At 70.9% G+C, this 23,480-nt stretch carries 18 protein-coding genes and 1 pseudogene; 5 read left to right on the top strand and 14 right to left on the bottom strand.

Features of this window, described 5'->3' with window-relative positions; all coding sequences use genetic code 11:
* Positions 1-26: 26 nt before the first annotated feature.
* On the bottom strand, positions 27-731 hold the full coding sequence (locus ACOTKD_RS12100) for a CAP domain-containing protein (RefSeq protein WP_424888898.1): 705 nt from the start codon (positions 729-731) through the stop codon (positions 27-29).
* Positions 732-943: 212 nt separating this feature from the next.
* Here ACOTKD_RS12100 and ACOTKD_RS12105 point away from each other — a divergent pair.
* The 3 genes and pseudogenes from ACOTKD_RS12105 to ACOTKD_RS12115 form a co-directional block, all read left to right on the top strand.
* Positions 944-1,408: pseudogene (locus ACOTKD_RS12105) on the top strand (helix-turn-helix domain-containing protein); the annotation flags it as partial.
* A gap of 16 nt (positions 1,409-1,424) precedes the next feature.
* The gene (locus tag ACOTKD_RS12110) at positions 1,425-2,123 is read left to right on the top strand and encodes a transposase (RefSeq protein ID WP_424888899.1); all 699 of its coding nucleotides are present in this window, start codon (positions 1,425-1,427) and stop codon (positions 2,121-2,123) included.
* A gap of 536 nt (positions 2,124-2,659) precedes the next feature.
* A complete protein-coding gene (locus ACOTKD_RS12115; protein WP_424888900.1) occupies positions 2,660-4,009 on the top strand; it encodes a lipase family protein in 1,350 nt (449 codons plus the stop codon).
* Between the two features lie 39 nt (positions 4,010-4,048).
* On the opposite strand, the gene ACOTKD_RS12120 is transcribed toward ACOTKD_RS12115, so the two are convergent.
* Both ACOTKD_RS12120 and ACOTKD_RS12125 read right to left on the bottom strand, forming a co-directional pair.
* Positions 4,049-5,266, bottom strand: coding sequence for a basic secretory protein-like protein (locus tag ACOTKD_RS12120; RefSeq protein ID WP_424888901.1), 1,218 nt, complete (start codon positions 5,264-5,266; stop codon positions 4,049-4,051).
* A gap of 134 nt (positions 5,267-5,400) precedes the next feature.
* Positions 5,401-6,804: an RICIN domain-containing protein gene (locus ACOTKD_RS12125; RefSeq protein ID WP_424888902.1), complete on the bottom strand. Its 1,404-nt coding sequence runs from the start codon at positions 6,802-6,804 to the stop codon at positions 5,401-5,403.
* Positions 6,805-7,384: 580 nt separating this feature from the next.
* On the opposite strand from ACOTKD_RS12125, the gene ACOTKD_RS12130 reads away from it, so the two are divergent.
* On the top strand, positions 7,385-8,899 hold the full coding sequence (locus ACOTKD_RS12130) for a lectin-like domain-containing protein (protein WP_424888903.1): 1,515 nt from the start codon (positions 7,385-7,387) through the stop codon (positions 8,897-8,899).
* Between the two features lie 196 nt (positions 8,900-9,095).
* Here the strand turns inward: ACOTKD_RS12130 and ACOTKD_RS12135 are convergent, their stop codons facing one another.
* The 4 genes from ACOTKD_RS12135 to ACOTKD_RS12150 form a co-directional block, all read right to left on the bottom strand.
* Positions 9,096-9,629 carry a hypothetical protein gene (locus ACOTKD_RS12135; RefSeq protein WP_424888904.1) on the bottom strand — a complete coding sequence of 178 codons (534 nt, stop codon included), beginning with the start codon at positions 9,627-9,629 and terminating at the stop codon, positions 9,096-9,098.
* 292 nt (positions 9,630-9,921) lie between these two features.
* Positions 9,922-10,836 carry a galactosyltransferase-related protein gene (locus tag ACOTKD_RS12140; protein WP_424888905.1) on the bottom strand — a complete coding sequence of 305 codons (915 nt, stop codon included), beginning with the start codon at positions 10,834-10,836 and terminating at the stop codon, positions 9,922-9,924.
* The gene (locus tag ACOTKD_RS12145) at positions 10,824-12,797 is read right to left on the bottom strand and encodes a glycosyltransferase (RefSeq protein ID WP_424888906.1); all 1,974 of its coding nucleotides are present in this window, start codon (positions 12,795-12,797) and stop codon (positions 10,824-10,826) included. Before ACOTKD_RS12145 ends, ACOTKD_RS12140 begins: the two co-directional genes overlap by 13 nt.
* Positions 12,798-12,844: 47 nt before the next feature.
* On the bottom strand, positions 12,845-14,383 hold the full coding sequence (locus tag ACOTKD_RS12150) for a carbamoyltransferase C-terminal domain-containing protein (protein WP_424888907.1): 1,539 nt from the start codon (positions 14,381-14,383) through the stop codon (positions 12,845-12,847).
* 158 nt (positions 14,384-14,541) lie between these two features.
* Between ACOTKD_RS12150 and ACOTKD_RS12155 the strand changes: the two genes are divergently transcribed.
* Positions 14,542-15,459, top strand: coding sequence for a galactosyltransferase-related protein (locus ACOTKD_RS12155; protein ID WP_424888908.1), 918 nt, complete (start codon positions 14,542-14,544; stop codon positions 15,457-15,459).
* Between the two features lie 24 nt (positions 15,460-15,483).
* Here the strand turns inward: ACOTKD_RS12155 and ACOTKD_RS12160 are convergent, their stop codons facing one another.
* The 7 genes from ACOTKD_RS12160 to ACOTKD_RS12190 form a co-directional block, all read right to left on the bottom strand.
* Positions 15,484-16,557: a glycosyltransferase family 2 protein gene (locus tag ACOTKD_RS12160; protein ID WP_424888909.1), complete on the bottom strand. Its 1,074-nt coding sequence runs from the start codon at positions 16,555-16,557 to the stop codon at positions 15,484-15,486.
* Complete coding sequence (locus ACOTKD_RS12165; protein WP_424888910.1) at positions 16,554-18,245, bottom strand: carbamoyltransferase C-terminal domain-containing protein; 1,692 nt, start codon at positions 18,243-18,245, stop codon at positions 16,554-16,556. The genes ACOTKD_RS12160 and ACOTKD_RS12165 overlap by 4 nt, the downstream gene beginning before the upstream one ends.
* A gap of 172 nt (positions 18,246-18,417) precedes the next feature.
* Positions 18,418-19,257, bottom strand: a complete 840-nt coding sequence (locus ACOTKD_RS12170; protein WP_424888911.1) for a phosphotransferase family protein — start codon at positions 19,255-19,257, stop codon at positions 18,418-18,420.
* A gap of 187 nt (positions 19,258-19,444) precedes the next feature.
* Complete coding sequence (locus ACOTKD_RS12175; RefSeq protein WP_424888912.1) at positions 19,445-20,038, bottom strand: GTP-binding protein; 594 nt, start codon at positions 20,036-20,038, stop codon at positions 19,445-19,447.
* Positions 20,025-20,393: a DUF742 domain-containing protein gene (locus tag ACOTKD_RS12180; protein ID WP_424888913.1), complete on the bottom strand. Its 369-nt coding sequence runs from the start codon at positions 20,391-20,393 to the stop codon at positions 20,025-20,027. The genes ACOTKD_RS12175 and ACOTKD_RS12180 overlap by 14 nt, the downstream gene beginning before the upstream one ends.
* On the bottom strand, positions 20,393-20,797 hold the full coding sequence (locus tag ACOTKD_RS12185) for a roadblock/LC7 domain-containing protein (protein WP_424888914.1): 405 nt from the start codon (positions 20,795-20,797) through the stop codon (positions 20,393-20,395). The genes ACOTKD_RS12180 and ACOTKD_RS12185 overlap by 1 nt, the downstream gene beginning before the upstream one ends.
* Complete coding sequence (locus ACOTKD_RS12190) at positions 20,794-23,136, bottom strand: nitrate- and nitrite sensing domain-containing protein (RefSeq protein WP_424888915.1); 2,343 nt, start codon at positions 23,134-23,136, stop codon at positions 20,794-20,796. The genes ACOTKD_RS12185 and ACOTKD_RS12190 overlap by 4 nt, the downstream gene beginning before the upstream one ends.
* Between the last annotated feature and the right edge of the window lie 344 nt (positions 23,137-23,480).

A 23,480-nucleotide genomic window follows, 5' to 3' on the forward strand; every position in this document is an offset into this window, starting at 1 on the left:
GGGCGGGCCACCGCCGCGTCGCGCGATCAGCCGACGAAGTCCTGCGCCCACCAGTAGGTGCCGCTCCCGTCGACCGTCACGCCGACACCGGTGTACTTGTACTGGTCGCCCAGGATGTTCCGCTCGTGCAGCGGCTCCTTGATCCAGGCGTCGACCACCGACCGGGCGTCCTTCCAGAAGCCGCGGGCACCTGCGGCGTTCTCGGCGACTGCGCTCCACGCACGCGAGTAGCCGTACTTGCGCAGCGAGTCCCCCGTGTTGATGTAGTGGCCCTGCTGCTGGCGGCGGGCCTGCTCGTCGGCCTCGGCCTGGGCGGCGCGCTCGACGACGGGGTCGTACTCCAGGCGCGCCTTGCCGTGCTGGGCGCGGTAGTCGTTGACGAGATCGAAGACCTGGCGCTGCAGCGTCCCGCCCGGGCTCGGATTCGGGTTCGGATTCGGGTTCGGGGTCGGATTCGGGGTCTGGTTGCCCCCGTCGAATCTCCACACCTGGGAGGCGGTGTAGTTGCAGCTGTAGATCTGGACGGGAGTGCCGTCGTCGGTGTTGCCGCCGCGGACGTCGAGGCACTTGCCGGCGAGTCCGACGAGCGGCCCGGCCTGTGCGGCCGCCTGCGCCGTCGCCGGCAGGGCGGCGAGGCCGAGCGAGGCCAGGGCGAGGCCGCCCCATATGTGGGACTTCTTGAGCGATTTGATGGGCGACTTGGTGGGCGACTTCTCGGTCGATATCCGCACTGGTCTGTTCCTCATTCCTGGAGTGGTCCCGGGATGGCGGTCCGCCCGGGAGGGGGTGCCTTGACGAAGCTAGGAACCGCCGGTCAACAAACGATCAATGTCCTTTTGACAATCTGTTGACCGATCAGGGTGGAATGTTCCGCCTTCTAAGCGATCTTGGTGATTTGTGGTGCGGCTTGGGTAGGCCACCTCGCGAGGGGGCTGCCATGGTGATGAAGCCGCTGGGTCTGGAGCTGTCGACGCAGCAAGTCGCCGAGCTGCGGCGGCGGTTGAAGTGCCGGCATCTCGTACCCCACGAACGGGTGCGGCTGGACTGCGTGCGGCTCGCGGCCCAGGGCCGCACCGCGCCCCAGATCGCGTCGATTCTCGACAAACACGTGGTCACGGTGCACAAAGCCCTGCACCGTTTTCTCGACGGAGGGTTCGAGGCTCTGGCGGACGCCGCGCGGCCGGGGCGTCCGCCGCGCTGGGGGCGCGAGGACCTTGATGCCCTGGAGGCGATGCTGGACGAGGCCGCGGTGCAAGGCGAGATCTGGACGCTGCCGGCACTGGCCGAGTGGCTGCGCCGCGAACGCGGTGTCGTCCTCGACTCCTCGCGGCTGTCAGTGCTGCTGCACCGGGACGGTTTCCGCTGGAAACGCACCCGGGACAGCATCCGGCACCAGGCCGACCCGGCCCTCCAGGCCGCCGCATGTGGTCAACCGCGAGGACACCAAGAACCGCCGGGTCAACGTACTCGGCGCGCTCAACGACACCGGCCCCGAGCCCGAACTGCTGTGGACCACGGTCGAGCACCGGATCGACGCGGCGACGGTGCTCGACTTCGTCTGCAACCACATCGCCAGGCTGCCCGGCGGAGCGGATCGACTCAGTACGTCGCCGGCTGGCTTCAAGCGCTCTCGGCCCTGCACCATCGTGCTGGACAACGCCTCCATCCACCACGCCGACGCCTTCAAGGGACGTCGCGAGGAACTGGCCGCCATAGGAGTCCATCTGTTCTACCTCCCTTCCAGATCGCCGGAGTTGAACCGCATCGAACGCATCTGGCGCTCGGTCAAGTACCAGGACATGCCCGTCCGCGCCTACACCACCGCCAAGGAGCTCCACACCGCCGTCGACCGTGCTCTGGACAGGCGGGCTGCTGCGATGACGCCAGCCACAGCCCAAATACTCAAGATCACTTCGCACGGTGGGTTCGGTGGGGGGTCGTGCGGAAAAGGACCCGGCACCTCGCCGCGCGGCCTACCCAGTGGGCCGCCTCCCGCTGCTTCCACGCCCCCGCCGATGCGGACGCCGAGGACTGGATCGCCGTCAAGACAGCCCGCATCCTCCGCGGATACGCCCAGCAGGACGCCGACGAGATCCGCGCCGAGGCCGACCACTGCAAGCTGACGGGTGACTATCGCACGGCCGCCGACAAAAGCCTGTCAATACCTCGACAACAACGTCGACTTCGTCCACTACGACCGGGCACTCGCCGCCGGCTGGCCGATCGCCAGCGGCGTCATCGAAGGCGCAGCCCGCCACCTCACCGACAGACTCGACATACCGGCAGCAGATGGAGCGTCCCGGGCGCCGAGGCCCTCCTCATCCTCCGCGCCGTCATCAGTAACGACGACTTCCCGGCGTACCGGAACTTCCACGCCCAGGCCGAACACCGACGCCTCCATCCCGTCGCCGACCAGGCCAACTACAAACTCACCGCCTGAACTACGACCTCACCGGAGAAGAGTCGCACCCCAAGGGAATTGACGGAGCGGGGTCACTGACTCAGCCGCCGTTCGTCCCGTGAAGACTCTGGCGCACCCCTGGTCAACTGCCGTGCGCCTTTGTTAGGTTGCGCCGGAACCGACCCTTGGCCACTCCCCCCTTCGGGCCGTAGCCGTAGCGGTCATCTCTCTGATCCGCTCACACCGTTTGGGAGAGTCATGCGCAAATTCAGAGTGCGGCACGCCGCGATCGCGGGCGTCGTCGCCCTCGCCGTCGCCGCCGTGCCCACTGTCGCGTCCGGCGTTCAGGAGCAGTCCTCGTCGACGACTGCCGGGAGCGACGCGTTCTACACCTACAACGGCAGCAAGCCGCTGTCCTCGTACAAGCCCGGGGACGTGCTCAAGGTCCGGACGCTGCCGTACCACGTCCTGGGTATCGCGACACCCATCCAGGCGACGCAGCTGCTCTACCGCACCACCGACGAGCAGGGCCACCCGTCCGCAGGCGTGACCTCCGTGCTGCGCAGCCCTGGCGGCGACGGCCGCAAGGTCGTGTCGTACCAGTCGTTCTACGACTCGCTCGACCCCGAAGACGGTCCGTCCCGGGCGGTCGCGGGCAACGTCAAGCTGCCCGGCGGCTTGATCGCGAACGGCGAGTCCACGCTCGTGGCGCCGCTCCTGCTGTCCGGCTACGACGTCGTCCTCCCTGACACCGAGGGGCAGGCCGCCCATCTCACGGCCTCCCGCGAGTACGGGTACAACACGCTGGACTCCCTGCGTGCCGCTTCCAGCGCGGCGTCGAGGACCGGCATCAGCCCCGACGCGCGCGTCGGCCTCATGGGCTACTCCGGCGGCGCCGTCGCGACCAACTGGGCCGCCTCCCTCGCGCCCGAATACGCCCCTGACGTCAACAAGCGCCTGGTGGGATACGCCGAGGGCGGGGTGCTCGTGAAGCCCTCACACATCCTCAGGTACATCGAAGGCAGTCAGGTGTGGTCCGGCCTCATCCCGGAGTTGCTCATCGGGCAAGCGCGTTCGTACGACTTCGACCTCAAGAAGTACCTGAACGGCTACGGCAAGCAGCTGGTCGACGAGCACCAGCACGCTTCGATCGCCGACGCGCTGGGCCACTACCCCGGTCTGACGTGGAAGAAGATGGCGAAGCCGGAGTACGCGAACCCGAACTCCGTACCCGAGCTCGTCGAGGCGGTCAACAAGACCAGCCTCGGCCTGGCACCGACCCCGACCGTCCCCGGCTACATCGGCCAGGGCAACGCCGGCTCCCTCGAGGGAACCACGAGCAACATCGCGGGCATCGGCTCGGGCGACGGCATCACGGTCGCCGGGGACACACGGGCGCTGGCGCGGAAGTACTGCGCCGAGGGTGACGCCGCGGTCTGGTACAAGCAGTACGACGCCCTCAGCCACTTGACCGCACCCATGGCCACGGTGCCCACCGCGCTCGCCTGGCTGCGCGACCGGTTCGCCGGCAAGGAGGCCCCGTCCTCCTGCGGCAGCATCGCCGAGGGCAACTCACTCGCGGCTGACGAGACGGTCCCCGCCGGGTGAGGACCTGACGGGGGCCGCAGCGAACTTCGCCAAGACCGCTTAGTCGCGGAAGGCCGGGTTGGTCCATCTGGTCGGGTTGGCCTGGATGTCGTTCCACATCTCGGTCCACCACTGCCGGCCGCCCTTGCCCGTGATGGCGGTCAGCACGCGGTCGCCGTCGGCGCCGAAGCCCTGCCGGCGCACCTCGTTGTTGATCCTCTGGATGACGTTCTCGCCCGCCGGGTGCTTGTGGGCGATGTAGTTGAGCAGGTAGGCGGTGGAGTCGTAACCGCGGTTGTAGTCGGTGCCGCGGATGCGGTCGAGACCCGGCTTCTCCTTCACGTCGTAGACGTACTTGCGGTAGTAGTCGGCCTGGCCCTCGTTCAGCCAGCCTCCGTTGGCCGCGTCCTGCACCTGGTGGGTGAGTTCGTGGATGAGCGACCCGGTGTCGCCCGGGTTGTTCATCACGTAGCCGGGGCGGAGGACGATCGACTTCTCGTTGTTGTACTGGGGTTTGGGGTTGGGATCGAACACGGCCGCGACGCCGGGGTTGCTGAAGCTCGGGTGCCCGGCGTCGAAGACGACGTTGATGCCGGGCTTCACCTCGTACGCGCCGCCGGTCATGAACTGCTTGATCTTCCCGTACTGGTCCTGGAGGAGACCTCTGCTCCTGTCGAACCACGAGCGCAGGGCGTTCGGGTCGTAGCCGCCGGAGTTCACCATCTGCAGCGTGACGGGGACGGCGGGCGTGGGTGGTTGGGCGGTGACCTTGTCGAGGTTCCACTGCTGTGCCTTGTCGCCGGCGTCGCAGGGGCGGGCCGCGGTGCCCAGGTCGGGGAGGCGGGTCAGGCAGGTGTCACCGCCGGTGCGGTCGCTGCTGTGCAGCAGCCAGGCGCGGCCTTCGGGGAGGTTCTGCAGCCACCACCGCTGGTTGGGTCTGCCGATGTCGTTCCAGGCGGCAGTGGAGTTGTTGCCCAGGTCGCGGTCGACGGCGTAGTTGGTGCCGGGAATTCTGACGCTCCAGTTCCCGGTGCCGTCGTCGGTGACGGTCCAGGTCTGTTCGGTCAGGTTCTCGTTCCAGTCCCTGACGCGCACGCCCGCGCCGTTGCGAGGGCCGTCCCACTGCAGGGCTCCGCCCGCGTAGCTGGATATCCGGTAGGTGCCGCCGGATTCCGGCAGGGGTTCGGCGGCGTGAGCCGCCGTGGCGGTGAGTCCGCCGGTGAGACCGGCGGCGGCAGCCAGTACGGCGGCCGTGGTCGAGAGGTTGCGCATGCGCATGTACGGGCCTTTCGGAGGTGGAGGGAGGGAGAGAGGAGAGAACGCCTTGGCGGATGAAGGGCATTCGCGGATGCGGAGGGGGCGGGTCCGGCCGATAGCGGACCCGCACATGTGACTACGGGCGTCGCACTCCGCTACTGGAGCTTCCACTGCTGGGAGTCGAGGCCGTCCGCGGTGCCGCAGGAGGAGACCGTCAGCGGGCCCTCGCCCCCGGGCGCGCCCAGGCACTGGTCGCCCCGCTTGCTGCGGATCGTGTACCAGCCGGGGCGGCCGGTGGTGGCGCGGAACCGCCAGAGCTGGTTGTCGGACCCGGTGCCGTTGTTCACACGGTGCGACATGGCGGTGCCCTGGGAGAAGTTGTAGTCGAGGACGCGGGATTCGGGCCCGGTGAAGCCCTGCTGCTCGGTGTAGCGACTCTCGACGAGGAAGTAGCCGCCGCCCTTGTCCCACAGGTGCCACTGCTGGTTCTGTCCCCCGGTGGCGTGGTAGGCGTGGACGGCCGAGCCGCTGTCCGTGCGGTACTCGTAGAGGTCGGCCAGGTTGTTGTTCGCGTTGGTCAAGGTCGTGACCTTGTCGTGGGCCGGCCGGCCGCCGTCCGTGCCCTGCACGGAGCGGAAGACGTCGAAGGCCGCGTCGCGCCAGACCGCGGCGGCCGCGTCGTCCCAGGGGACGCTGCCGGAGAAGTCGCCGATCTGGACGGGGCCGCTGTCGAACGTGTCGCCGTCGAGGAGGGGGCCACCGCTGGCGCCTCCGGAGAGGTCGGTGTCACCGGTGCAGGGTCCGCCACGGCCCAGGATCTGCGGTGGGTTATCCGGACCCCAGTAGGGCTGCCTCACGCAGGTGTGGAACTGGTTGGACTTCGCGGGTATCCCCGCGATCACCACCTGGTTCGGCAGGGAGGTGATCCCGAAGCGGTAGCCGGAGGCACCGACCTTGTCCTGGACGTGGGTGCCGTTCTGAGTGTTGAGCGCCAGGAACGCGCTGTCGCTGGACTGCTGGTTGGCGCTGTCGCTGACGACACCGACGGAGCGGAAGGTCCACGTGCCGTACGGGGTGTGCTCGGTGCCGTCGGCGCCCATGGAATAGCCCGGGGCGAACTCGAACTGCGCGGTGGAGATGATCCGGCCCTGCTTGTCGTGGGGGATGCAATGGCGCGCCGTGGCGATGACGTCCTTGCTGGCGCTGTTGATCACATTGCCCGTGCACAGGGAGCCGTGCCGTTTCCCGTCGTCCGGGTCGGTCCAGGCCATCCGGAGACGGCCGGTGGTGGCACGGAGCCAGGTCTCGCCCGGGGAGCCGACCGCGAACCGGCTCTTCCCCTTCTGCTGCGGCGCGACTGCGGGCGCCTCCACGGTCCGCCCGGTACCCGGCTCCTTCGCCCGCAGCGGTTCGGCCTTCGGCTTCCAGTCCGGCAGCTTCCCCGTGAACTGACGCAAGGTGCCGTTCCTGTCGTGCTCGGCCCAGAAGGCACGCTGCTGGGCGTCGGTGCTCGTGGCCCGGGCGAGGAGGCCGCCGTCGGCCGTGCGCGGCGCGGACACGGATTCAGATGCGGTTGCAGTTGCAGTTGCAGTTGCGGATGCGGATGCGGATGCGGATGCGGCGGGACCTGCGACCGGGGTGGCGGCGTACACCTGGGCCGTCGGGAGAGCGGCGGCCAGACCGGCCGTGGCGAGCGCCAGCGTGACAACGTGTCTGCGCAACGGATGCTCCATCCATCTACGAGTGCGGGGGGTGGTGCCCGGACCCCGGACCGTAGGCGGGAGCGTTCACCGCTCGATTGACGACTCGTCAACGAGGGCCGGGACGGACCGCGCGTCCCCCGCGCGCAGCGCCGCGTCGCGGCGCACGGGTCCTCTCATGGGGCGCACAAGGGGGTAGCGATGCTCCGGTCGCTCCTGGTCTGCGCCCTGCTGTGGTGCGTTGGCCCACGCCACTGTGGTTGTTGCCCTCGGCCGGAGCCTGGTGGCGATGGCCATGGGCCGGCCACGGGTCGGCCGTGATCCGGTCCGCCGGCACGTCAAGCGGCGGACCACTGGGACCTGACGGAGTTCGAACGCGCAACGAATCGGCATGGTGCAACCACCACCCATGGCACGTCCGGCCAAGGAGGATTCACCTATGACGACGCGTGTACCCGACGCCTCGCAGCAAGCGCAGTTCCCGATCGTGGAATCGTTCACGCAGAGCGCCCCGGCCAACCCGCACTGGCGGCTCCTGGGCAGTGCACGGCTGAACGGCGGCAGCTTAGAACTCACCCCCGACGAGACCTCACAGGCGGGGACGGCCTTCCTCGACCAGCCGTTCTCCTCCACGCTCGGCGTCACCATCGACTTCGACTACGCCTGTGAGGGCGGCAGCGCCCAGCCCGGCGACGGCTTCAGCGTCTACGTGATCGACGGCGCGCGGACCACCCAGCCCGGAGGCATCGGCGGAGCGCTCGGCTACTCCTTCACGAAGGACGCGGCGGACGTCATCGTCTCACCGGGCGTCACGGCCGGGTACGTGGGCATCGGCTTCGACAACTTCGGGAACTTCGCCACGCAGTACGCCGGTACGGGCGGAGGCCTCTTCAAGAAGCCCGACACGGTCGGCGTACGCGGCTCCGGCAACCTGCGGGAGGGGTTCCGCTGGCTCACCGGCGTCGCGGTGGACGGCGGATTCCGCGGGTCGTGGGACAACGGCGCCCACGTCCAGATCTCCATCATCGACGGCCGGCTGACCGTACGGCACTCCGACAGGGCCGACCCGAACGGCACCTTGGTGATCGACGACTTCGACCTCGCCGGAGCCGACGGGCAGACGCAGATGCCCGAGACGTTCAAACTGGGCTTCGCGGCGGGAACGGGCGGCGCCACCGCGTCCCACCGGATCAGGAACCTCACCGTGGCCCTGCCGGTGAACATGCCGCTGGAGATGAGCGGCCCCCAGACGGCGAAGGCGGGCGACCGGGTCTCCTACACCATCGGCGTGCAGAACCTCGGCCCCAACGACGCGCCCGACGCCGTGGTGGAGGCCGCCGTACCGGCGGAGCTGACCGCCCCGGAGCTGACCTGCCAAGGCGAGAACGGAGCCGTCTGCGGCAACGGTTCGGTTCTGGAAGGGCTGCGGCTGCCGATCGAGCTTCCCCGGGGCAGCAAGGCGATGGTCAACCTGACCGGCACCGTCGACCAGGAGTTCGAGGGACGGCTCACCTGCACCAGCCTGGTCAAGTCGCCGACGCGCGCCAATACGGCCGCACAGCACTCAGACTCGGTCACCACCGACGTGGAACTGCCTCCGGTCACGGTCACCCCGGTGATCAACCTGCCCGGATGGCCGGAGCCATGGCCCGGGGCGGGATGGATCATCAGCTACGTACTCAAACTGGCCGCCAATGAGCACCGGGTGGTCAGGTGGGAGATCCACTTCGAGGTACCGGAGCGCACCCGCATCAACCCGCAAGAGCCCCACTGGTTCGAGGTGATCAAGGACGGCACCGACGGTTCCGTCGTCATCGCCACGCCCGACGACACTCACACCATCGAGCCCGGCGCGGGTCTGGACGTGGCCCTGCAACTGCTCTACCCGTCCCAGCACGACGCCGGTGAGGGCACACTGCGCAACCTCCGCGCCATCGAGGTGACCCAGCCGTAGGACTCCCCCGGCCCAGCGAACTCTCCAACGACCAGTCGGTGCACCGGCCGGCCCGCACCATGGGCGCCGTCTCCCTTGAGACAGAGGCGGGCGTCGTGCGGCTGCCGACCGGCTCCGCCGTACTCCTCGGAGATCCCCCCTGGCCTGACCGTGCGCAGGCCCCGGCCGTTGCCATGCACGGCCGGGGCCCAGGAGGTCAGTGGACGTCGCCGGCCTGCCAGAGGGAGTTGCGGACCGCCCCGTCGTGGAGGGTCACCACCTGCGTGCGGGGCCTGCGCATCCAGGCGACGATCGCGTTGAAGTCCGGCCACTCGGCGGCGGCCTTCTGCCAGTGCTCGGCGATGTCCGCACTGGTCCGGTAGCACTCGTCGAGCGCGTAAGTGGTCCGGCCGGTCGGTGCCGAGGCAGGGTCGAGCGGGTCGGACCGCTCCGGGCCCTTGGCCAGGCCGTACGTGACGAGGAGGGCCTGATGGCTGCTCTTCATGTAGGCAGCGTGGCTGTCCCAGAGCCGATCGCCGTCGGCGACGTTCGCCTCGTCGGTCGTGACCACGATCGTGAGCTTGTGGGAGCCCTGCTTGCAGGCGTTGACCGGTTCGGCGACCGTTGCGCGCGGGGATGATTCCCGTTCGGTGGCTCGCTGCGCCGGCGGACTCATCGCGCCGGCCGCCACCGCGCACCCGAGCGCGGCCGTGACCGCCACGAGCCGGAGCCGGTTCAGTCTCTTCATCATGGGATCCCCCTCGTGCAAGGGCCCGTTCCCGGCCCCTCACTCGGCGCCTTGGCAAGGTTTCCTCCCCCGGTCGGCACCAGGTCATCCGCCGCCGCGCACCAAACCCGCCGATGGAGTGAGCACACTCCGAACGGCCGTCGAACGACCGGTTCCCGACGCGGCGAGACCCCGGGATGCTGTCTCGCCCCGGCACTCCGGCGACGCCGTTCGCATGGCCGCGCCAGGGCCTCGGCAGCCTGGCGCCCAGCAACGGGACGTGCGGTGCAGGCGTCCGCCCGCCGACACGATAGGTCTACGCGATGCGGAACCGGGCCCCGGAACGCAGGTCCTCCTCGATCATCGCCGCCGGTCCCGCCGCCATGCGTTCCCGCAGGCGGGCCTTGTTGGCATCCCACTCCGGCCCGGCGACGTAGTGGCGCGGATGTTCCAGGTGCAGGCAGGTGAGAGAGGGCTCTACCGTCCAGGCGCGGATCAGCGGGACGCGCGAGGCGACCTTCGCCAGGAGGTCGTCGTCCTCGCAACCCCAGCCCGTGTAGGCCGGGCAGTACCCACCGACCTCCATGAACCGCTCGGCCGGCACGATGAGCTGGCCCCAGTGGAAGGGCGCCTGTCGCTGCATCCACGACGGCAGGCCGGGGTCGTACGCGGACGGCGGCGGCCAGACCATCGGGGTGGGCACCCGCACACAGCCCGTCCCCATCAGCTCCTGCTCCATCCGCTCACCCCCGTAGGGGACGAGGGCGGGGCCGGGTGCCACCGTGACGTAGCAGGTCCGCCCGGCCGGGGCCGTCACCCGGATGCCGGCGGGCTCCACCAGGCGCTCCTCCAAGCCCGTACGTGCCAGCGCCGCGGCGCCGCCGGGCAGCCGGTACATCCAGGGCTGGGAGAACGCAGCGCCGCCATCCGCCAGCCGCAGGGCCCGCCGCAGATAGTCCCGGCCCAGTGGGAGGACGTCGGAGTCCGTCAGGCACAGCACGGGCGACCGGGCTTCGGCGGCGGCGATGTTGCGCAGCGTGCCCGCCGACCGGATGGCCGGGTCGGCGCGGACGACCCGGGCCCCCGGGATGTCCACACCGAGGTCACCGGCGGTCGCCACGACCACTTCACAGGGCACGTCCTGCGCCAGCCAGGCTCCCGTGACGGCGGCGAGGCCGGCCCGGCCCCCGTGGTCCCCGTACAGCGGTATGGCCACGGTCACTCCGGGCATGGGGGTCCTTCCTTCCGGGCACGGCGCCAGCGCGCCGAGGGGCTGAACTCGATGCTGTTCTTCCACAGGTGCAGCAGGTGGTGGCAGGCGGCCGGTCCCTGGGCGGCCAGCAGGTCGGCGTGCTTGGCGAGGATGTACTGGTGCTCGTCCACGAACTGCTCGCCGGGGGAAGCGAAGGTGAGCGAGGCGGGGTGCCGCCGGTAGGAGAAGAGGGCCCGGGGGACGATGTCCCCGTTCCGGCCGGCGCGCTCCAGCCGGATCAGCAGCTCGACGTCGTCGAGGGTGGGCAGGCGCTCGTCGTAGCCGCCGACGGCGTCCAGGGCCGAGCGCCGCAGGAGGCGGGTGCGTTTGCCCCCGGTGTTGAGGAAGGGCATCAGGGCGGGCACCGTCCCCAGCGGCGCGTCCATAGCGTTCACCAGCCCGAAGTGCTTCACGTAGCAGGTGACGTGACCCAGCTCCGGGGCTCGTCGGAGGGCCTCCAAGGCGGTGGCGACGCAGTCGGGCTCCAGCAGGTCGTCCCCGTCGAGGGGCAGGACGAACTCGCCGCTCGCCGCGGCGATGCCCGCGTTGTACGCCGACCCGGGCCCTCCGTTGGGCTTGTCGACCTTGACCACACCGGTCAGGGCGTCGAAGGCGGCACGCGTCGCGGGATCGGTGGAACCGTCGTTGACCACGACGATCTCGGTCCGGGGATGCGTCTGCGCCCGGACGGAGGCGAGGGTCCCGGCCAACCAGCGGCCCTTGTTGTAGACGGAGATCACCACCGAGACGACAGGAGTGTCGTCGGTGCGCCCCTCCCGGAGGCCTGGGCGCGCTTCGCGGTAGGCGTCGGCGAGGAGCCGCGCAGCCGTGACGGGGTCGCTGCGGGCCCGCGCGGCTGCGGACCCGAGCCGGGCCGTCTCGTCCAGGAGGTGCGCGTCGGCACCGGTGAGCCGCGTCAGCAGCCGGGCCAGCGCGTCCGGATCGCCCACCGGGGTGACGAAGCCGGACACCCCGTCCGTGACCAGCTCCGCCGTGCCTCCGCCGGAGGCGCACACGACCGGGCAGCCGTGGCTCATCGCCTCCAGCGCCTCGTAGGGTCGGTTGTCCCAGCGTGCCGGGACCACGCACAGCCGCGTGTTCCGCCAGAGGCCCGCCCGGTCAGGAACGTCAGCGGGGTCGAGGAACGTGACGCGGCCGCGCAACGGGCCGCTCACAAGCCGGTCGAGGCGCCGGTCACCGAGCAGTCCCGCGCCGGGGCGGCCGGCCTTGCGGCCGAACAGCGTGAAGGTGACGTCCGGGTCGGATACGGCGAGCCGGGCGGCCGCGGTCAGGAAGACATCGGCTCCGCCCAGGGTGCCGACCGGTCCCGCGAACGTCACCTGCCGGGACCGCCCGCCGCTCGGCGGCCCCGTGAGGAGATCGGAGGGGGCGAGCGGGCAGGGGCTGTAGCGGCACTTGCCGTTGAGGGACCGGGCGTATGCGGCGACCCGGCGGGAGGGGAGCAGCACCAGGTCGGCGTGGCGGATGCAGTACTCCTCGGCGTACGCGGCCATCGCCCGGTCGGTGTCCCCCGGCCGCGCCCCGCTGAGCGGGCCCGTCAGCGCGGCGGGCGCGTGGGCCCGTACGGTCAGCGCGGTGTCCGGGAACTCGCCGAGCAGCCGCTTGGCCCGGATCGTGGTCAGTCCCTCGCCGTCGCGGTCGGGGAATTCCACCGCGTCCAGCCCGGATTCCGCGGCGAGCGCGCGCAGGGTCTCGTAGATCCGGTCGGCGTGAGCGTGCGCGGGGGTGAAGTAGGTGTACTTCTCCTCTTCCGGCCGGGTGGCGAGCGGGACGGGCCGTAGGCCGTGCCGCTCGGCCTCGCCGAAGTCGCCGGTGGCCGAGAGCAGGTGGACCCGGTGGCCGTCACGCACCAGTTGCCGGCCGGCGTTGAGGACGTATCTGCTCACCTGGTCCCGCGCCGGGCGGAAGTCGCGGACCACGAGGGCGACCCGTAAGCCCTCCGCCTCCCCATCCCCCGCCCCTGCCGTCACAGCCGCCGGTAGCACTGGTCGCCCACCACCATGATGTCCACACCCCGCTTCTGGCAGTACCGCGTCAGATCGGACATGCGGTTGATGAAGCCGAGGCCGTTGAAGTTGAGTGAGGTGTTGCAGAGCACCCCCGCGCCGTACTGTGCGGCGAAGGCCGAGAGCAGGGTGTGCAGAGGGGCGTTGGTGTCCGGGGTGACGGTCTGTACGCGGGCGGAGCCGTCCACGTGGGTGACCGCGCGCAGGTCCGCCGAACGCACCTTGCGGAAGTAGAGCATGTACGGGTCCTCGAAGCCGCCGTGGAAGAGACGGTCGGTGTCCTCGGCGCGGCAGCAGGGCGCGACGGGCCGGTAGCCCTCCCTCTTCTTGATGGCGTTGAGCCGGTCCCTGGTGCTCTCCCGGAACGGCTCGGCCAGCAACGAACGGTGGCCGAGGGCGCGCGGCCCGATCTCCCAGCGGCCCTGCACCCAGGCCACCACCGCGCCCTCGCCGATGGCCCGGGCCAGCGCTCCGTGGTCCAGCGGGGACCGCCCCCACACGGCGGGATCGGGCTCGGTGTCGTGGACGAAGTCCAGGCCCCGGTAGACGTCCCACTCGATGCGCGGGTCTCCGGTGAAGTGGGCGAGGGCGTCGGCGGCGGTGCCGATCGCCGAGCCGGAGTCGTTGGCGACGGGCGGCACGAAGACGGAGGAGAAGTGGCCGAGCCCGGCCCACATGGCGTTCCAGTCGCAGTTCAGGCCGCAGCCGCCGGAGACGAGCAACGGTGTGCCGGCGGGCAGGTGCGCGCGGGCGGCGTCGGCGAAGATCCTGAACAGGTGGCTGCTCAGCAGCGCCGCCGCGGCCTTGGCACGGGGCGACTCGACGCCCGCGTCGTACAGCGGGGAATCCCGGAAGGCGTGCTTCGGCGGCGGGTAGACGGTGGGCAGGGCGAGGATTCGTTCGACAGTCTCCGTGGTCTCCCGGTCCGCGTCGCCGGGATCGGCGTAGGCGGCCAGCGCCATCAGCTTCCCCGCGTCCCCCAGCCGGGGTGCCTTGGCCTCCGCGGGGAAGGAGGGGTCGGCGAGCGCGAAGAGGAAGGCGTAGCGGCCACCGGGCTCGTCCAGCACCGGGATGTGGCGCACGATGCGGCAGTCGCGGTCGACGAGGTAGAAGGCGCCGGTCTCCCCCTCCCACACCAGGACGCTGCGCAATTCCGCTTCGTCCGGTGGCGCCAAGGCGAGTGCCGCCATGATGTGCGAGCGCTCGTGGGACGACGAGAACCAGCGGACTTCCTTGCCGAAGAAGCGCGAGGTCCGCTGCTCGACGGCGTGCGGTCCCGCGTACCCCGCCCCGATGGAGCGGTGCGCGACCTGCCAGTCGGGCTTCCAGCCGCCGAGTGCGATGACGTCGGGCAGGTCCCCGGCCAGCTCGGCGGCCTGCAGCAGCCCGGTGGGACCCATGGCGGCGTAACGCTTTCCGGAGTCCTTCTCCGCCTCCAGCGAATACAGCAGCTTGCGGTCCCGCACGACGGCGATCGTTCCGTCGTGATCCGGCTTCATGGCGAATATCAGCAATTTCCGTCCCTTCTCGGCAGACCCTTCTCGGCATGGGGACAGGCACGGCTTCCTCCCGCGGGATCCGGCGGTTCCCGGGCACGCTGGCCGAAAATCCCGCGGCCGTGTTCTGCGGAATGATCCGTGGATCTATCGTTCCGGAAATGACCGCGTATACGACTGACGTGAGCGTGATCATTCCGCTCTACGGAGAGCACCGAGGGCGGACGAGCATCCCCGCCGTGACCGCGGCGTGGCTGGCCCAGGACGTGCCCTGCGAAGTGGTCATCGCCACCGCGGGCGACCTGCCCCTCGGCGACACCGGCGGCGCCCGGCTGGTGCGCGTCGCTCCCGCGCTGCGCGCGCCCGGGCTGCTGCGCAACGCGGGGGCGGAGGTGGCCCGCGGCCGGATGCTGTACCTCTCCGACGCCGACGTGGCCCCCCTGGGGCGCGACTATCTGACCCGGGCGCTTGCCACCGCCCGGCGCCGCGGGGGCGCCTGGGCGCAGCCGTGGATGTACCGGCTGGACGGGGCTGCGGAGCATGCGGGGCACAGCGCGGTCGTCGACCTGCGCCCCGCGCCGAGCCGCGGCGGCCGGCCCTACTGCACGGTGACCGCGCGCCCGGGAGGAGTGCTGCGCCCGCTCCCCGGTGAGGTCATCGTCCGGCGCAGCATGCTGCACTGCGGGATGGTCACCGATGTCGCCGTCATGTACCCGCCACCAGCTCCCTCTCCGGACTCCGCCGACCGGCGCGACTGGCGGGCCCCCTTCCACTGGGGCGCGATGCTGCTGGAGCGCCGGCTGTTCGACGCGGTCGGCGGTTACTGCAGGCGTTATCACGGTTGGGGCGGCGAGGACGACGACCTGTTCGTGAAGGTCGCCTCGCGGGCTCCGGTGACCATGGCCTGGGCCGACGCCGGTACGGACATCAGCTGTCTGCACTTCGAGCATCCCTACCCTTACAGCGGCACGCCGGAGCGGGAGGCCAACGGCGATCTGTACGCGCGGCGGACGGCCGAGGGGCCGGAGGCCATGATCGAGCAGGACCTCGCCGACGCGCGGGCGGCGGCCCGGCCCTGAGGCCGCCTCCGGCTCCCGCCGCGCTCACGGCACCAGTTCGTAGCACTCGACCCCCGGCCGGCCGGCACCCGCGGCGCGCTGCAGCCGGTGCCGGGGGAACCGCCGTTCGTCCAACGGCCGCCGCAGCATGCTCCGGTAGCGGTCGAGGGCCCGCTCCAGCCGGGCGTGTTCGACGGCCCGCGGCACACGCCGGCCCTCGTGCCGCAAGTGGAAGGCCACCCAGTCCAGTGCGGGCACGATGAAGATGCCACTGGCCGCCATCAGGGCTCCGAAGGCGAGGTCCTCCGCTCCCCAGCGGGTGGCGTACTCCTCGGGGAACCCGCCGACGGCCACGGCGTCGGCACGCTTGACGCAGAGGCTGTGGCCGCTGACCATGCCGGGCAGGTCCCAGAAGCCGATCACCCGGCCGTGGCCGAAGTCCTTGAAGTGCCGGCTCTCCTTGACGAGTTCGAACGAGGTCCGGTCGCATCGCGGGACGTCCCGGTCGGCGGTGGTCAGCAGATACCGGTCACCGCCCCGGTCGCTCAGCCACCGCCAGTCCCCTTCGATGCGCGGTGTGTGCGTACCGTCCGGGGCGAAGAAGACTTCGGGGCGGGTGTTGTCCCGGAAGCCCGTGAACATGCAGCCCTCGGTGTGCTGCTGCCGCAGCGCCAGCAGGGCCAGCGCGTTCCGTGACACACGGATGTCGTCGTCCAGGAACACCACGGTGGAGCCCTGGGCCACGGTCAGCCCGACGTTGCGGGCCGCCCCCGCGCCCAGGCCCACGGGGTTGCGGACGACCGTCACCGGCACCGCAAGTCCCGTGTCGAGCACCACGTGGCGCACGGGCGGGTCGGAGCCGTCGTCGACGACCACCACCTCGAAGCCGCGCCAGAGCTGGTCCTCCAGTCCGGCCAGCGTTCCGGCCAGCGACCGGGCGCCGTTGTACGTGGCGACGATCACCGAGACCGGTTCCGAAATCCCCTCCGGTACCTGGCGGACGGGGCCCGTCAGGGCGAGGCCGGTGCGTGCGCGGAAGACCCGCTCGGCCCCGGAGTAGTCGTTGCCGTGCGCGCGCAGACCGTCCAGCAGGGTGGCTGCCGCGACCGCGCCCGTCACGACCGCCTGACCAGGTAGGGCGGCATGGCGAGCAGGTCGATGTCCGGGCTCGCCACCATGAGGTCCACCCCCTGCTCGGGCGTGAGCACCATCGGCTCCCCCTTGATGTTGAGCGAGGTGTTGACGACCCCGGGCAGTCCGGTCTCCTCGGCCACCGCGGCGAGCAGCGCCCCGAACCCGGTGTCCGCGTCGGGGACGAGCTGTGCCCGGGTCGTACGGTCCACGTGCACTCCCGCCGGTGCGCGCTCGATCCGCTCGCGGCCCACCACGTGCATGGTGAGCATGTAGTCGCTCAGCCCCTGGACCGGGGGCTCCATGTCCAGCGCACGGAAACCCCCGGCGGTCAGCGAGAGCGCGGCGGGACGCCAGGGCTCGCGTCCCTTGACCCGGTTGAGGCGGTCCAGCGTCGTACGGTGCCGGGGCGAGGCGAGCAGGCTGCGGGCGCCCAGCGCCCGGGGCCCGAACTCGTTGGGCCCGTCGAACCAGGCGACCACCTCGCCCTGCGCGATCGCGGCCGCGACCTCGGCCCGCAGCCGGTCCTGCTCCAGGGCGACAGCGGTGCAGCCCGTGCGCTCCAGTGCCTTCTCGACCGCCCCGGTCGGCACCGGTGGCCCGAAGAAGACGGGCTGTCCCGCCTCGGCGGGCAACGGGGCCGGCATGGTGCCGAACAGGGCCTCCGCGAGCAGTGCGGCGCCGAAGACCGTACCGCCGTCGTTGGGTGCGACCGTGCCGGAAACCCTGGCGTAGCCGCTCTCCAGCGCGATCCTGCGATTCATGTGCGCGTTGAGCGCGACGCCGCCCGACAGCAGCAGGGTGTCCTCGCCGGACAGCCGCCGGGCCCGGGCCGCCAGGGCGAGCCCGGCCTCCTCCACCGTCAGCTGGGCGTCGGCGGCGAACGGCGCGTAGTCGAACGCGTTGGCCGAGGAGTCCGTGTACGGGAACACGTTCTCCTCGAAGGCGGCCAGCCACTGCTTGCCCAGCTTCTCCCAGCTCAATCCGCCCGCCAGATCGCCCCGCAGCCGCGGGTCGAGGCAGAAGCCGCCGGTCGCGGCGTCGAAGGAGATGAACCGCATGTCGCTGGTGCGGCCGTAGGAGCTCAGCCCCATCAGCTTGCCCGCGCCCCACCAGCCCAGCTTCGCGTACGCGGCCGCCGCGCCGTAGAACATGCCCAGCGACCAGCACTTGTCGTAGCGCTCCAGCAGCCGGAAGCGGCCGTGGTCGACGTGGAACAGCGAGGTCGAGCCGTCGCCGCCCCAGCCGTCGGCGACCAGGACGTCCGCCGTCGCGTACGGGTTGAGGAAGTAGGCACCGGCCGCATGGCACAGGTGGTGGTCGAAGAAGGTGATGTCACGTGTGCCCAGGCTGGACGCCAGGTTCGGCAGGATCGTCCCGGTCAGGGCGTCGGTGACGTGCGCCCCGCAGGGGATGCCGGGCGCCTCGGTGACCGGAGTGCCGGGTGGGGCGTCCGCCCACGCGTAGCCGATCGCCTGGATCTCCCGTGGATGCACGCCGAAGGCGTCCAGCAGCACGCGCACGGCATCCTCCGGGCCTTCTCCCGGGGCGTGCCGCCGGCGGCTGACGCGTTCCTGCTCCAGAGCGCCGACCACCTTGCCGTCGACCGCGAGACAGACGGCGCCGTCGTGGCAGCCGGGGACATCAGGGCGGCCGACGAGACCGAGGACGATCATCCGCGCCTCCTAGAGGACGTGACCTGTCGCACCAGAGTGACGTGGCACGGCCGCACGACCCCGTGTCTGTTCGACGGATGTCCCGTTTCGCTCCTCGATCGGCCGGTTCGGCGGACTTGCGGATCGCAAACGACGGGCGAGCCGTGCCGTGGGGATCCGGCAGCGCCTCGGCTCAGCCGTAGGGCTTGCCCATGAGCCGTTCGGTCGCCCGGAGAGTCGGTTCTTGCGGGTCCCGCCCGCCGCCGGACGGACGCCAGCCCAGCCTGGCCACGGCGATGAAGGCGACGGCCTGTCTCCAGCCGCCTCTCCCGGAGATCCGCAGGACGTCCTCGGCGAGCACGTCCACCGGATCGTCACGGTGCCCCGCGATCCGCCCGTCACCGCCCCGCAGGAGCTCGTCATCCCTCAGGAGCTCGTACTCGAAGGCGAGACGCGCCAGGTCGAGGCACCGGTCCCCGGCGTTCAGCAAGTCGATGTCGACGATCCCGGAGAGCCTGTCACCGGCCACCAGGACATTGGTGAAATTGAGGTCCCCGAACACGAGGTCGGCGCGCGGCTCCGGTGCCGGCGCCGACGCCAGCCACGCCCCGAGACGATCGCACAACCGCGCCGCCCGCGCCGAGCGGGCCCGTGCGGCGGCCCACCAGCCCATGGCGTCGTCCCGCACGGCGGCCGCGATCCAGCACTCGCCCCCTGCGCTCTCCTCCCCCGCTCCGGCCTGCAGCTCCACCGCGGCCCGTAACTCCCGCAACGTTTCCGGGCCCGGCCCCCTCACCGCCGGCACGCCGGGCAGCCGCTCCTGCACCAGCGCGTACCCGCCGCACGACGGCCCATGGACGAGCGTCCGGGCCGTCGGGTGACCACGTCGCAGCAACTCATCGCTGCGCGCGACCCGTTCCGCGACGCCGTGATCGTCACCGGCGTACCACTTCACGACCACGGGTCCCTCGTCCACCGTCACGGCGAAGAACGTCGTCCCCTTGCCCCGGGGCGCGGCCGTCACGTCCGTCACGCGGAGACCGAACTGCCGGGCTGCGGCCCGAGCCCGGTCCGCCATCGCATGCGACATACCGCTCCCCTGCCCCGCCCGGAACAGCGGTACGCACGAGCCGCACTTGCCGCCCTGCCAAGGGGTTGCGTTGCGCCACCACTGGAGAGCGCGTCCACCACCGCTGCCGCTGCCGGGACCCACAGCGCGGTCAGACGGGCGCGGTGACGCCCGCCTGGGTGATGAGCCGGTCCAGCAGCGAGAGCAGGCAGCCGCGGACGTCCTCCCGGGAGCGGGCGTCGAGCAGGTGGACAGGGGTGTCCGGGTCCGTCAGGTGCAGGGCCGCCTTGATCTCCTCCGTGGTGTACGGCTGCTCGCCGTCGAAGCAGTTCGCGCCGACGATGAACGGCAGTCCGCGGTTCTCGAAGAAGTCGATGGCGGGGAAGCTGCGGTCCAGCCTCCGGGTGTCGGCCAGGACGATCGCCCCGAGTGCCCCGGACAGCAGGTCGTCCCACATGAACCAGAAGCGTTCCTGGCCCGGTGTGCCGAAGAGGTACAGGACCACTCCGGCGTCGGTGAGGGTGATGCGGCCGAAGTCCATCGCGACCGTGGTCGCCGTCTTGCCCTCGATGCCGTCGAGGTCGTCGACCCCGACGCCCGCGGACGTCAGCCGCTCCTCGGTGCGCAGCGGCTCGATCTCGGAGATCGCTTCTACCAGAGTCGTCTTGCCGACGCCGAAGCCCCCGGCGATGAGGATCTTGACGGGGGACTCTTCCGGTGCGGCGGCGGTGTCAAAGTCGGGCAAGGTTGTCCCTGATTTTCATGAGCAGGTGGACATTGGAGGTCTCGGAGGCGTCCAGCGGCGGCCGGTGGCGGACCAGACCGCGCTCCAGCAGCTCGCCGAGCAGGACCACCATGGGAGTCAGACGCATCCGCATCCGGGCGGCGATCTCGGCGACCGCCCGTCCGTTCGGCGAGGGGCACATGGCGAGGATCTCCTGCCACTCCGTGGGCAGGCTGCCGTGCCCGTCGCCGGCACCGGCAGTCGCCGTGATCACGGTGTCCATCGTCAGGCCGTGGCGGGACGCGGCCGTACGCCCGTCGGTGAGGGCGTACAGCCGCGTCCGGCGGCGCCGTCCGGGCTCTGGGTCGGCCGCCATTACGACGTGGGCGTCTGGGAGCGTTCGGGGGTGTCCAGCCACTCGCCGAGCGCCTGTGCGGCGCGGACCGTCTCGCCGCCCAGTTCCCCGAGCCGTGCCTTGCGGGAGGCCACCACGATCAGCGTGCTGCCCGATCCGCACCCGACGATGCACAGGTAGCGGTCGTCCATCTCGACGAGTTGGCGGACCACCCCGCCGCCGTCGATCTCCCGCGAGACGGCCTTCATGGTGGACGCGATGCCGGAGGCGGCCGCGGCCACCCGTTCGGCCCGGTCCCGCTCCAGCATGTAGGCGCTGAGCTTGATCCCGTCGTTGGAGAGGAGCACGGCTCCCTGGATCCCCGCGATCCTGCTCAGGTTGTTGTCCAGGATGCTGTAGATCGCATCGTTCTGTGTCGTCGTCATGGCTGGTCCTGTCGGAGTTCGAGTTCCACTTGCCTGGTGCCGTCTTCGTAGTCCGCCCAGGCGTCGGCCACCTCTTCGGGCGTGGCGGCGTCCTGGCCCACCGGTTCGGCCGCACGCGGCTCGCGGAGCCGCCGGGTCATGTGGGTCTGCGGGACGCGCTCGGGGAGAGCCGGCCGGTCGGGGGCGTCCCCGGAGCCGGACCGGGGCGGTGCCTCCGGCGCCGTGTTCCCTGCCTGCCGCACCTGCCCCTTCCGCCGGCGGCGCGGCAGTCCCGACGCGCCGGGAGCGGGGTCGTCCGCCGGATCGCCGGTCTGCTGCTGCGGGACGAGCTTCGGCCGCCGCTCCTCGGTGGACCGCGGTACGGGCGCGGGCCCCTTCGCCGGAGCGGCCTCCTTCGCCGGAGCGGGCCCCTTCACCGGCTCGGGCTTCTTCGCCGGCTCGGGCACCGCGGCGCCCTGCCGGGTCGCCACGAGGTGCTCGCCCGGGACGATCACTACCGCGGACGTTCCGCCGAACGCCGACCGGCGCAGCGTGACCGTCGCTCCGAGCTGGTCGGCGAGGTGGCCGACCACGAAGAGGCCGAGGCGGTGCGCGTTGCGGGCCAGCACGGAGTACGGCGGCGCCGAGTGCAGCCGGCCGTTCATCTCCTCGTACCTCTCGGCGGTCACCCGCGGGCCACGGTCCTCGATCTCGACGCAGAGGCCGTCGCCGACCAGTTCGGAGCGGATGGCGACCCGCGCCGTCGGCGGGGAGAAGCGCGTGGCGTTGTCCAGCAGCTCTGCCAGGAGGTGGCTGAGCTGGCTGATCACGCCCGGTTCCACACTGGTCTCGTCCATGGCGTGGCGGTCGATGCGCCGGAAGTCCTCGACTTCGGCGGCCGCCTCCCGCAGCAGGTCGGCGATGCGCATGGGCTCCATGTGCGGGTCGGGGACCTCGCCGCCCGCCAGGATGAGCAGGTTCTCGACCTGCCTGCGCATGCCCACCGTGAGCTGATCGGACCTCATGAGGTCGGCGAGGAGGGCCTCGTCCTGGCCGTAGGTGTCCTGAATGTGCTCGGTGAGGGCGAGCTGCCGGCTGACCAGGTTCCCGGTCCGTGCGGCGATTCCGGAGGCGAACACGCTGAAGCCGTGCCGCTCGTCGGCGAGCTGCCGGTGACCCTCGACGGACACGGCGACGGCGCGGGCGAAGGCGTCGCTGATCCGCCCGACCTCGTCCTGTTCGCCCCTCGCCCGCGGCAGTGCGCCGGTGTCGACGGCCTCTCCGCGCTGGAGGCGGTCCACGACGTCCGGCAGGGTGTCCTCGGCGACCGTCACCGTGCGGTCGTGGAGAGAGCGCAGGCGGCGCAGGACCGAACGCGTGGTGAAGACCACGACGGCGACGACCAGCAGGAGGGCGGCACCGCTCGCCGCCACCAGCAGGACGACCTGATCCTCCAGTTCCGCCGCCCGGTCGTCGCCATGGGCGAGCAGCTCCTGCAGCTCGCTCTCGTCGAGGGTGTTCAACTGGGCGGAAAAAGTGTCGTAGGCCGCCCGCCAGTCGCTGACGTCCGGCGGCAGTACGACGCCGGAAGACACCTCCCGGTGCTCGGAGGCGACCGCCTTCTCGATGCGGGCTTTGGTCTGCCAGGCGTTCGAGGTGAGGATCCGCTGGAGGGCGTCCTGGTCGTCGAGGGGCAGATCGAGGGCGACCGTTTCGTACAAGTAGTTGCTCGCGCCGACGGCTTCGAGGAACTCACCGAACCTGGCGGAGGTCAGCTTCCCGGAGGGGCCCGACAGCGCGAGGATGGCATCCTCGCGAGCCACCACCTCCGCTGCCGAGAACAGGGCCACGAGCGACGTCGTCTCCTGTGTGAGCCCACCGTCGTCGACGTGGTTGAGATCTCCGTAGCAACGGATCGTCCAGCTGATCACGTCGGTGTAGTAGTCGACGGCGTCGTCCGGGCTTCCGTGGCGCGCGTCGGCGCGTTCGCGCTGGACGCCCAGGTCGGCCAATCGCCGCGCGACTTCGCGGAGGCGGTCCTTCGCCCGGTCGGAATGGAGCTGATCGGCGTCCGCCGACTTCAGGAACGCGGTCACGGCCCGGTCGGTGGCGGCCCGGCGACCGCGCAGATCGGCCCCGGTGACGGGCGTGCCCGACCACCACGCGGCGGTGATCGCGCGCTCGGACTGCAGTTTGGTCATGAGCTGGTACAGGGGCACGCCGGTCTGCCGGCCGGCCGCCACGTCCTTGCGCAGATGCCGGGACTCCTGCACCGACCGGTCGGAGCTGATGAGAACCTGGACGCCCATCGCGACGGTGGGCACCACCGCCAGCCAGACGAGCAAGGTGCGCAGGCGCACGGCCCGTCGCCGGCTCTTTCGCACCGGCTCGCCCGGGCCTTCGGATCCTGTGGGAGTCATCAATCCTCGTAAAACACAGCCGACCATTTCGGAATGGATGCCGATCATAACCAGCCAATTCAAGGAACAGCAGTTGAGGTTGGCATCCAGGAATGGTAAAGGCAATCAAGAGGAGTTCATTGCTGATTGCGGTGATTGTCGACTGTGCCCGGAGATTGAGCGGATTGCGCACCGAGGCGTCAACACGACAAGTCCGGAACGCCGGTTCATGCGGCCGTTCGGGAGTCTCCCGCTCGAGGGGCGGCGCGCTTGAGGGGCGTCGCGCTCCAGGGGTGGAACTCACA

Origin of the sequence: Streptomyces sp. XH2 (assembly GCF_049725035.1) — a bacterium.
Classification (GTDB): domain Bacteria; phylum Actinomycetota; class Actinomycetes; order Streptomycetales; family Streptomycetaceae; genus Streptomyces; species Streptomyces roseoverticillatus.